Genomic DNA, 10,788 nt, shown 5'->3' with positions numbered 1-10,788 from the left:
CGCTGCGGATAGACTGAACTAACTGCTCGCTGGTCGAAGTTTTCGAAATAAAGCCAGACACAACTGATTCCATCAACAAATTAAAATGTGGGGCAATATCAAATCCCGAATAAATGAGAATTATGGCGTCAGGAACATCTTCGAGCACCTTTCGCGCCAAATCAGCTCCATTGATATTAGGCATATATAAATCAAACAATATTACGTCAAAACTCTTTAAACGGACCAAGTCCGGGACAAGATAAACGTCCGTTTCAATCGTAACATTCATATCTGGTTCTGACTCAATTAGCATCTTTGTTCCTTCGACGACGGATCTATGATCATCCACCAATAATATTTCCATAGTGATCACCTTTTTGCGCTGTTATAGTCGGTATTGTAATATCCATGTGAAAACCTTCTTGAGGAACAGAATGAAACTCCACTTTCCCCTCTAAACTTAGGACCCGATTTTCGATACCCGCTAAACCCATATGTTTAAATGAGCCGCCAATGGAAGTTAATTCGATCCCGACTCCGTTATCAGCATAAGAAAAATGAATATATTCCTGTTTGCTGGTCAAATTCATCGTTACCTTTGTTGCTTTCGAATGTTTAGTGGCATTATTTAATAGCTCCTGTACAATACGGTACATGCCAAGGATTTGATCTTCATTTAATGGATGGATTAAATCCATTGCTGAGAATTCAATCTCATAATTAGAAAACATTCGGGCATACGAAAACAAACTCTTTAAGGATTCCACCAGCCCCATCTTTAAAAGAAATGGCGGTCGTAGTTCGTTACAGGTAATTCGAATTTGATGAATGGCATCTAGCAATCCCTCTTCAATTTGCATCAATTCCTCCTGTATCCCATCGTTAAACTTAGATGTGGAACGTAATGACTCCAATTTACGGTACCAAATGATGAGATCCTGCAAAACAGAATCATGCAAATCGCTGGAAAGTGAGGCCCGTTCCTTTTCCGAGAGTCTAAACAAAAGCCGGAGCATCCATTTTGGGGTCTCGTTGATACTTACCATGTCTTCAATGCGTTTCATCAGATCTTCAATAAACCCGAGATTATCATATAAAATCGTGACATAATGAACGGCTGTTTCAAGCCACTCTTCCTCTATTTTTTTCAAAGCTTGATCGATGCCAATCCTTAAATAGATAAGCTGATCCTTTTCTGCAATTTTGACCCATTTTTCCTTTTTGTCACTTAGAGTGGCTTCTAAATTTCTTGGAATTGGTTCAATGGATGCACTCGTAACAGGTAACACTCTCTTAACCTCGTCAATTAAACGATTTTCTAGTTCAGAAACTTTGATTACATTCGCTAGATCATGGGAGAAACGATTAATACTCTGCTGAAGCGTCTTATATCTTTCTTCACTTTGTATTAACTCAAGTTCCTCTTTTTTGCGCTCGGTTATATCCTTAACCATCCCATGAACCCCCATCAGTTCACCATAAAGGAAGATCGGAACAAGGGTAATATGGACAATGCGAGGCTCCCTTTGCCTATAGCGGACGATCCTGCATTCAATGTCTCTTGATTCATGGGTTTGAATGACTTCCGAGAGAACTTGATAGATAGACAAGTGATCCTCGTCATAAATCAAGCCAATTAAGCAACGATCCGGCAACTCGTCTATTTTGATGCCCGTTATTTTTTCAAATGATTGATTCGCATTGACGAAATATGCCTTTAAATCAATTGAAAAAACTCCATCCAAATTGTTTTCAAATAATGACTTATACCTTTGCTCACTTTCCTCTAATGCTAACTCCGATCGCTTTTTCTCGGTAATATCCAGAATCAATCCATCAAGCCGTTCAACGGCCCCTGTGTTGTCCAAAAACGGATGAACCATGAGCCTTCCCCATCTAGTTTCATTTTCAATATGGGTATAACGAATGATTTTGTTGACGGGCACACCCTTATCTAAATTATTCTTTACTTCCCCCATTAGCATAACATTATCTTCTGGGTGGATGTGATCATGAAGCCGGATTGGGTTATTCATGATTTCATGTCTAGGAATTCCCGATATTTTTTCGATACTCTCAGAACAAAAGGTATAATAGCTGAAATCCTTATCTGTTGACCACACTGCGGCATTTACACTTTCTAAAATATTTTCTAGTAATTGTTCTGTCTGTTTGCGGGATGTGATATCCCGAACGACTGCGACGACATACTTTACATTACCAAAACTGTCTAGCACAGGTTTCACCCTAGTTTCTACATGAAGAATTGTACCCTGTGAATGAATGAGGCGGTATTCCAAATAAACCTCATGTTTAGTTTGAATAGCTTGTAAATGCAAGGTGCGAACACGGCCTCGATCCTCGAGATGAATAATATCGAATGCATCCATGCCTTCATATTGTTCAACTGTGTAACCTATGATCTGAAGAATGGATGGTGATACATATCGTACGATTGCCCTATTGTCAACGAGCACAATCACATCCGATGTGTTATCTGCGACAATTTTATACCTTATATCGTCGTCAAGGAACTGTTCGATGGTGGTCTTTTTTAAAATCCCAGTAAAAGCGATGGGTGTGGATTCGTTTTCAGTAATCGGAGTTAATTGCAACTTGACAGAGATTGAGGATCCATCATGACAATGAACAATAATGGGATCATTATCTTTCTTTTCATGGAAGATTAAATTCGTTAATCCATCGTCCCATTTTGTTTGATCTGAACCAAATAGTTTTTGGAAGGCAAGGTTTACCCATAAAACCCTATGATCAAGGCCAATAATAAACATCGCATCAGGCATATTCTGAAGCAATTGCTGCGCGCTTCTTATTAAATTTAGGTCTGTGTTCATTCCGTTACTCCTTTCGAAAAGAAAGAATTCCCAGTTAAATCCTATATGTTCATTATAATAAAGGTGAAGTGGATAAAACACGCAAAATATAGGGGGTGTTCCGCAAAAAAGAAAAAGCCCAAAAAACATGGGCTTTTGTGAGTTTACCTTTAGATGTAAAACTTCATATGTCCTTTTTCTTGTTTGTAATAATCTAATCGATCTTGTAAGGTACCAGTGTGAAACTCAAACTTATGCCCATCTGGGTCCGTAAAGTAGATCGACTTCTTATCTTTTTCATCTCTTGGACGTCCTGATAAAATAGTAACATTCAAATCTGTTAGTTTTTTATACAAACGATCATACTCTTCTTCATCAATAGAAAAAGCTATATGTGTGTAGGAATGATGTATTTCATTTCGGGGAATATCTTTCTCTAAATTAAGAGCCAGCCACATTCCATTTAAATTAAAATAAGCAGTGCTTTTACCTTTTACCAGCAGCTTTGCTTCAAAAACATTTTGGTAAAAATCGATAGATTTCTCCAAATTCGAAACGGAAAATAAAAAATGATTGAGACCTTTAATGGACAATATTTTCACCTCGAATTATCAGGCTTCAATTTTGGTTTTATAAATATTTGATCAATGAATGCCATTACAATTAAAATTGATATCCCAACGCTTATATTTAACCATTGAATAGCCATTAATATACCAAGGCCAACTGACCCATACAAACGTATGGATTCAATTAATTTTCTTTGCTTTTCCATACGATCACCCTCCTTACTCTATTTCCAAATATCGATTAATTAATAACCTCTTCAATAACTGATTCTCCTTCAGTTTGCTCAGCATCTGTCCATTTCCATTTCTCATGTAATCTAATTCTTCCATCTGGGAGAGTTTCTGGAATCGAGTAACACTGCCCGCCTCTTATTTCATTTTTTGTGTTTACATGGTTATATCTAAACTGTAAATGGCCATTTTCCTTAACAATTCCAATCAGCGTTCCCTTTACAATCTCCCCACCACGATATGTTGCGGAAAGTATGTTTCCCTCTTGTTTGTATTCAAAAAATGTATTTGAAGAAACTTCTCCATTTGCTGTATTTTCAACCGATGCAAATTTCCGCCCATTGTAATTGATCACCATTTAATCCCCTCAATCGTTTTAATATTCACATATTTTACCATAAATTTTACACTATTAAGTAGCCATAAATATTCAAAACTATTAATTTTTTCAATTTTTACAGACAACTAATTGTGGTTCACTTTAGAATAATCGGCTTGCGCAAGGAACATACTATCAAAAACGATTTGTTGGATTATATTGGGAGAAAAAGCGATGTCAGAATCCGTTGAAATTATCATTCGAACGTTTACTTCATTTATTATATTGTGGATATTTGTCCTGATTCTCGGTAAACAAACGATTGCCCACAAGACTTATCACCTTTATATAGCTTCCATTACCATGGGAACAATTGCAGGAAATCTAGCCTTTAATCTAGGTATTAAAATCCTTTATTTTATTATCTCGTTCCTCCTCATGGGTGCTGTTGTTTTTATTCTAAATCTAGTGGCCCTACGAAATCCACGCTTAAGAAAATGGATTGCTGGAGAACCTGCTACCTTAATACAAAATGGAGAAATTCTCGTAGAATCAATGGAACGAATGCAGTATTCACTAGATTCTCTGAAACAGGCATTACGAGGCAAAGATATTTTTAATATTGAAGAAGTTGAATGTGCCATTTTAGAGATAAACGGCTCACTTTCAGTCTTAAAAAAACCACAATACCTTTCAACCACTAAGGAGGATTTAAAGCAATTTCTTCCGATTGAGTTGATCTATGATGGTAAAATCATATACAATAACTTGTCCCAAAACACCTACGATGAAAAATGGTTAATGGAAGAGCTTAAGAGAAGAAACCTTAATCTTGATACCATCTCTTATGCTGTAGTAGGGACTAAAGGAAATTTGTTTATTGATATAAAGGATAACAGAACGAAATAATCTCAGGCTTGTAATATAAAAGACATCCGAACATGGATGTCTTCTCGGTAAAAATAATCGGTTATTTATTGTTCGTAAACTCATTAAGATCATTACGGTGTCCAATGACTACTAACTTATCCCCATCTTGAATAAGATGTTCAGGAAAGGGTGAAATGATTACATTTTCATTACTTAGAATGGCAATGACATTCACATTATATTGAGCTCGTAAATCCAGATCACGTAAACTTTTTCCTGTCATACTTTTGGGTACCAATACTTCTTCAATATTGTATTCTTTTGACAGTTCTATATAGTTCAACACATTGGGGGCTAGAAGTTGATGGGCTACACGTTCGCCCATATCTCTTTCAGGGTGTACGACCCAATCTGCTCCTACTTTTGTTAATACTTGTCCATGGCGTTTATTCAGAGCTTTTGCAATCACCTGTTTTACGCCCATTTCTTTTAAAATTAATACAGTTAAAATACTTGCCTGCATATCATTACCGATGGCGACAATAACATAATCAAAATTTCGAATCCCCACCGATTTAAGTGATTCCTCTTCAGTTGAATCAAGGACTACTGCGTGGGTAACCAATAATTTTCCATCTTCTACACGTTCTTCATTTATATCAATTCCCATTACTTCCTGATCTGCTTCAATCAACTTGGATGCAATACTTGTACCAAATCTCCCTAACCCAATGACAGCATAACTTTGCTTCGCCATAGAAAATCTACCACCCCAAGAATTATTAATTTAACCTTAGCCGATTAACAATTTTTCTTCTGCATATCTAACCTTTGCATCTTTACGAGTATTTAATAGTGCAAATGCCATCGTTAAAGGTCCAAGCCTTCCAATAAACATCATGATGGAAATCAAGACTCTACCGAAGGGCGAAAGGTCTGGTGTAAAATTAGCGGACAAACCTACTGTTCCAAAGGCAGAAATGGTTTCAAACAGCAGTTTGCTCATATCAGCTTTTTCGGTAAAGGTTAATAAGAAGAAAATGAGGAAGATAAAAAACATTCCCGCCACAACAATCGATAATGCTTTATTGACCAGTTCCCACGAAAGTCTTCGTTTAAAAATATTCACATCATCCCGATTGGTAACTACTGCCCAAAAAGCTAAAATAATAATGGCAAAGGTTGTTACTTTAATCCCCCCACCAGTAGACCCTGAGGACGCACCGATAAACATCAGTGCCATCATGAAAACTAGAGATGATAGATTCATGGCTCCAATATCAATCGTATTAAAACCTGCTGTCCGTGTGACGACGCCTTGAAAGTAGGATGCCCAAAGCTTATCATCAAATGGCAGATTCCCAATCGTTGCAGAATTTTTATATTCTGATAATAATATGATTAATGTCCCTATGATGTTAAGTATTAGTGTCATAAGTAGGGCAACCTTCGAATGGAGAGATAGTTTGCGAAAGGATCTTTTATGAAAGAGATCAAGAATAACGGTAAAACCAATTCCACCCGTGATGAATAGAAAGGTAATCATGATATTAACTGTCGGATCACCTACCCATTTACTTAGGTTGTCAGATTCAAGACCAAACCCAGCATTATTAAACGCTGAAATTGAATGGAATATACCATAGTAAATGGCTTTCTGGAGCGGCATGTCATAGGACCAACGAATGGCTAAAGTGACTGCACCAATTAGTTCCACAATAAAGGTAATAAAGATGATCCTTTTTACTAGGGTGACTACTCCTGAAAGAGAAAATACATTCAATGAATCCTGCAATAATAAACGTTCCTTTAATCCAATTTTTTTACCCAAGATAATAAACAATAAAATACCTGTGGTCATAAATCCCCAACCGCCAATTTGAATCAAACAGAGCAGAACGATTTCGCCAAATAAAGTAAAGGTTGTCCCCGTATCTACTACAGCCAGCCCGGTAACACAAACAGCTGAGGTCGACTCAAATAAAGCATCGATGAAGCTAAGTCCGCGTCCCTCTTCATAGGTTGCAATCGGTAACATAAAAAGAAAAGTCCCCAATAGAATTAGACCTCCGAAACCTATCACAAGGATTTGGGCAGGATGCAAACGAACTAAATTCCCTTTTCTTTTAATCAATTCCACAATGTTGACTCTCCCTTTTTAGAAAAAAATTAACAAGACATTGGAACACTGTTTTTATGTTTTACTCTATAGTCTTAGTTTATGAATCCAGCTTTAATATTTAATGCATATCCTCTAATTTTACGATTCTGTCAGTAATGTGGTTTTGTTCATACTCAGCAACCTCATTAGAGATAATATCTTCTTTGACCAATTTTTCAATCGCTTCGTATTGAGCATATAGGGCATGTTTTCGTAAGATCGATTGTTGTTTTTCTTTTAGACTCGGATACTTCACAAAAAGTTGCTCCATTTCGCTCTTTAAGCCATGTAGTTCTTGTTCGTATTCTGTGATCAGTTCTTGCGCTGCTGATTCGGTAATGAACAAATTTTTTCTAATAGTGTGTATTTCGTTTATCGCTGTTTCAATTCTATGACCTCTTGCAATCAGTTCTTCATAATCCTTAAACCCTTCTGCTTTTTTATTAAGTCCTAAAATGGATAATAACCACTTGATAGAAAGACCTTGAAATACTAATGAGAACAATACCACACTAAATGCAATAATTAAGATTTCTTCCCTTCCAGTAAAATCATGAGGAAGACTTAAAACAAGCGCAATGGATAATGAACCTTTTAGACCTCCCCAATTGATCACGTGTTTCCAAGGAGTTGGAAAATTTTTAGTAAACAACAGGCTTGAATAGACCGCAATGCTTCTGGCAATAAGTACTACCAAAATGGCAAGAAAAACCAAACCCCATTTGTCCGCTAAGTTAATCTTGGTTATTTCCAATCCAACCATTAGGAATACGATTGAATTGGCTAGCAGTGCAGTAACCTCCCAAAAATTATTAATGTTCAGCTTCGTCGTCGGGCTCATTCCAATCTTTGCTCCATAATTCCCAAAAATCAGGGCAGCCACAACAACGGCGATGACACCTGATGCATGAACCGCTTCAGCCAGCAAAAACGAACCATAAAACAGAATCACACTAAAGATGATTTCCAATGGGTAGTCGTCAAAATAACTGGTTAATTTAGAGAAACCATAGCCAAGGGCTCCTCCAATGATGAGACCAAGTGAAATAACCTTAATAAATTCCCATAATCCATATCCGAAACCAATTACTCCTAGATCAAGATATGTAAGTAAATAAAAGGCGGAAATTTTAAAAAGAACGACCGCCAAACCATCATTAAATAAACTTTCTCCTTCAATAACAGTAGCGAGCCGTTTGTTCACTCCGACACTTTTAAAAATGGAGATAACGCTGACAGGGTCCGTGGCACTCATTAATGCTGCAAATACAAACGCGGTAGGAATCGAAAAACCTAAAAGCCAGATAGCAGAAAATCCAACAATGAGAAAGGATAAAAGCGTAGCTCCAAACGCAAGAGCTAAAATGGGTCCTTTATTTTCTTTTAAATGGGAAAAAGGCAGTTTCAGTGCCGCTTCGCCTAATAAGGCCGGCAAAAAGAGTGTAATGATGACAAAGTTAAATACTTCTCCTTCTGTAATAAAATCCTTTAACGGCTCTAAGGCATGAATGTTTATTAGTCCTATTATCGCCCCAACAATAACTAATGAAATTGGGTAAGGCTGCTTTAATTTTTTTGAGATGGCAGTAATACCGCATGCGATCATGACTAATGTAAGCCCAAGTTCGAAAATATGATGTATATCTAGTTCATCCACTTACAACCCCCCTTATAAATTCATAATATCCATTAAGCCTAAAAATCATTAATTTTTTGAATATATGAACGAGGATCATATAGTAAACCAGAGTCATTTCCCCTATTTCTATTTTCTTTCGTTGGCTCATGAAAATAGTTAAAAAAAAAGAATTGCCTTTAGCAACTCCTTTGTTTACTCTTCCTTAAATTAAAAAATTACGTCTACAAAAGCGGGATATTCTCAAAATGTTCTACAGTTGGAAATGGGTCATAGAAATGATGCAACAGTTTCTTCCATTCTTGATATTCGTTTGATTGCCTAAAACCAATTGTATGATCTTCTAAAGTTTCCCACTTTACCAATAATAAATATTTCCCCTTAACCTCAAGACAACGCTGTAATTCGTGAGATATGTAACCCTTCATTGATGCAATAATTTCTGTGGCCTGACGAAATGCCTCTTCATATTCCTCTTCCATCCCTGGCCTAACCGTAAGCATAGCCGCTTCCAATATCATATAAGTCCTCCCATCTTATGTGTAAAAAGTAAATAAACACCATTAATTCTAACATATAATTCCAGGGTTTATAACACCTAAAATTAGCTTACACTCAACTATAGGTATGTGCATACCATGCCTAAATGTTTATTTCTATATAAGCGGTGTAGAATATGGTATCGTATATGGACTATACATCCCCATCCACTCAATACACGTTTGATGTTAATCAGAGCCCTCTCTTCATAAAGGACAACCAAAACTATATTAATGTATTAGGTGTTAAACAGTTAAATACCCTGGAAAATGTGTCTCTCTTAGATATCTTTTTAAGTACAAATAATGTCGTTGAACCGCACTATCACCAAAATGCAGCCGAGCTAGTTTATTGTATTTCTGGTTCTGCTACCGTATCCATTTTGAACCCTTTTACGAAACAGATTCTCAATTACACGATTACACCAGGTCAGGTAGATAACGTTCCACAAGGTTGGTGGCATTAAGAGATTGCTGTAGTTGATAACACTCATCTATTGGCGATTTTTGATGCACCCACACCAGAAGTAATACTTGGTTCGGATATTTTAAAATTTACACCTGCCAATATCATGTCGCATACCTATTGTTTGGATGAAAAACAATGGGAACAAGTAATTGCACCCGTCAAAAACTCCACCTATATTGGTCCATATAAGGATTGTAATCAAGGAAATGAAATGTAACCCAATCAATATGTAAATCCACAATATCAACAACGAAAACTCCAATATATACCACCATACTATCCAACACCCTACGTTCCGTACTACCTCCGATATTGGGGGTAACTTGGTAGAGGGATTGCTTAAGCAATCCCCCTCAAGCCATATTTTTTACGTTCATTCTACTGCTTATCCTACGAATGGAAACGTTTAGCAGGCAAATGCTTAGTGTGCCGATCACCATATACATTGAACTATTCACCATCGGCGAGAGAAATGCCCCGATTTTCACCTCGTGATATTTAATATTTGATAATTAAAAAAATAGTTAAAGTCAATGTTATCCATGCAGTAAGTGATAATTCACGAATATTTCACTTTTTAAAGGCTCTTCTTGTATTTTTCATCACACCTTATCTTCTCTGCCGGATATACAATCAAAATGAAGTCATCCGAGTAAAGGAGTTGAGCGATCTCAATTGTTAGAAGTTTAATAGTGTAGTAATCATACATATGAATCTTTACAAAAACTTAGGAGGTATTCTTTTGTTCAATTTATTGATTTTCGGCTTAATTGCTATTACCTTGGTGTTGTTAAGTATCTTTGTTGATGGGCTGATGAGATTATATAAGGAAGAGAAAGAAGCTGAAAAAAATGTTGTCCGCGACGGTATGGAAGGATATCTATATGGAATGGGTCCAGTAAAAATATTCAAAACAATTCATGATGCCGATGGCAATCTAAGTTATTTGGTTTATTTGCCACAATACGAGTGGTTCAAAGCCCCGACCTACAAATGGTATGAAGTCTATGCCACCAAAAACGGCTTTCAACATCAAGAAATCGAAGGATGATTTCCATTCCTTTGACACTGAACACCCCTAAGAAATTTCTCAGGGATGTTCAGTGTTTTTTTGTATTAACGAGAATAAATTGATATTAATAGTTTTGGTAATACCTGATAAAATCACATCATAATTC

At 36.5% G+C, this 10,788-nt stretch carries 11 protein-coding genes and 1 pseudogene; 3 read left to right on the top strand and 9 right to left on the bottom strand.

The genetic code is table 11. The features are described 5' to 3' along the window. The 5 genes from V7659_RS28385 to V7659_RS28365 form a co-directional block, all read right to left on the bottom strand. Positions 1 to 346, bottom strand: a 346-nt coding sequence (locus tag V7659_RS28385; RefSeq protein ID WP_335543404.1) for a response regulator, incomplete at its 3' end; no start/stop codon positions are given. Next, on the bottom strand, positions 324 to 2,837 hold the full coding sequence (locus V7659_RS28380; protein WP_335543403.1) for a sensor histidine kinase: 2,514 nt from the start codon (positions 2,835 to 2,837) through the stop codon (positions 324 to 326). The genes V7659_RS28380 and V7659_RS28385, both read right to left, overlap by 23 nt. Before the next feature lie 149 nt (positions 2,838 to 2,986). Continuing rightward, complete coding sequence (gene fosM, locus V7659_RS28375; RefSeq protein ID WP_335543402.1) at positions 2,987 to 3,409, bottom strand: FosM family fosfomycin resistance protein; 423 nt, start codon at positions 3,407 to 3,409, stop codon at positions 2,987 to 2,989. A 5-nt stretch (positions 3,410 to 3,414) separates the two neighbouring features. Further along, positions 3,415 to 3,591: a hypothetical protein gene (locus V7659_RS28370; RefSeq protein ID WP_335543401.1), complete on the bottom strand. Its 177-nt coding sequence runs from the start codon at positions 3,589 to 3,591 to the stop codon at positions 3,415 to 3,417. A 35-nt stretch (positions 3,592 to 3,626) separates the two neighbouring features. Beyond that, a complete protein-coding gene (locus V7659_RS28365) occupies positions 3,627 to 3,971 on the bottom strand; it encodes a n-acetylglutamate synthase (protein ID WP_335543406.1) in 345 nt (114 codons plus the stop codon). Positions 3,972 to 4,169: 198 nt separating this feature from the next. Here V7659_RS28365 and V7659_RS28360 point away from each other — a divergent pair, with 198 nt between their 5' ends. Further along, positions 4,170 to 4,844 carry a DUF421 domain-containing protein gene (locus V7659_RS28360; RefSeq protein ID WP_335543400.1) on the top strand — a complete coding sequence of 225 codons (675 nt, stop codon included), beginning with the start codon at positions 4,170 to 4,172 and terminating at the stop codon, positions 4,842 to 4,844. A 61-nt stretch (positions 4,845 to 4,905) separates the two neighbouring features. Here V7659_RS28360 and V7659_RS28355 read toward each other — a convergent pair whose 3' ends face one another. From V7659_RS28355 to V7659_RS28340, 4 genes are all read right to left on the bottom strand, one after another. Next, on the bottom strand, positions 4,906 to 5,562 hold the full coding sequence (locus V7659_RS28355; protein ID WP_335543399.1) for a potassium channel family protein: 657 nt from the start codon (positions 5,560 to 5,562) through the stop codon (positions 4,906 to 4,908). Positions 5,563 to 5,598: 36 nt separating this feature from the next. Then, positions 5,599 to 6,948, bottom strand: a complete 1,350-nt coding sequence (locus tag V7659_RS28350; RefSeq protein WP_335543405.1) for a TrkH family potassium uptake protein — start codon at positions 6,946 to 6,948, stop codon at positions 5,599 to 5,601. 97 nt (positions 6,949 to 7,045) lie between these two features. Next, complete coding sequence (locus V7659_RS28345) at positions 7,046 to 8,623, bottom strand: Na+/H+ antiporter (RefSeq protein ID WP_335543398.1); 1,578 nt, start codon at positions 8,621 to 8,623, stop codon at positions 7,046 to 7,048. A gap of 203 nt (positions 8,624 to 8,826) precedes the next feature. Continuing rightward, positions 8,827 to 9,123, bottom strand: coding sequence for an antibiotic biosynthesis monooxygenase family protein (locus V7659_RS28340; protein ID WP_335543397.1), 297 nt, complete (start codon positions 9,121 to 9,123; stop codon positions 8,827 to 8,829). 155 nt (positions 9,124 to 9,278) lie between these two features. Between V7659_RS28340 and V7659_RS28335 the strand changes: the two are divergent. Together V7659_RS28335 and V7659_RS28330 are read left to right on the top strand one after the other, a co-directional pair. Next, positions 9,279 to 9,932: pseudogene (locus V7659_RS28335) on the top strand (cupin domain-containing protein). 420 nt (positions 9,933 to 10,352) lie between these two features. Beyond that, positions 10,353 to 10,661 (top strand): hypothetical protein, encoded by a 309-nt coding sequence (locus V7659_RS28330; RefSeq protein WP_335543396.1) that lies wholly within the window; start codon positions 10,353 to 10,355, stop codon positions 10,659 to 10,661. Positions 10,662 to 10,788 lie beyond the last annotated feature (127 nt).

Origin of the sequence: Neobacillus drentensis (assembly GCF_036966985.1) — a bacterium.
Taxonomy (GTDB): Bacteria; Bacillota; Bacilli; order Bacillales; family Cytobacillaceae; genus Neobacillus; species Neobacillus drentensis_E.
Note: the sequence above shows the minus strand (reverse complement) of the source record. Positions and strands in the feature narration are given on the sequence as shown.

Coding starts and splice junctions, on each gene's coding strand:
- V7659_RS28380 (WP_335543403.1), bottom strand. CDS start 2,837: ATGAACACAGACCTAAATTTAATAAGAAGCGCGCAGCAATTGCTTCAG.
- V7659_RS28370 (WP_335543401.1), bottom strand. CDS start 3,591: ATGGAAAAGCAAAGAAAATTAATTGAATCCATACGTTTGTATGGGTCA.
- V7659_RS28360 (WP_335543400.1), top strand. CDS start 4,170: ATGTCAGAATCCGTTGAAATTATCATTCGAACGTTTACTTCATTTATT.
- V7659_RS28355 (WP_335543399.1), bottom strand. CDS start 5,562: ATGGCGAAGCAAAGTTATGCTGTCATTGGGTTAGGGAGATTTGGTACA.
- V7659_RS28340 (WP_335543397.1), bottom strand. CDS start 9,123: ATGATATTGGAAGCGGCTATGCTTACGGTTAGGCCAGGGATGGAAGAG.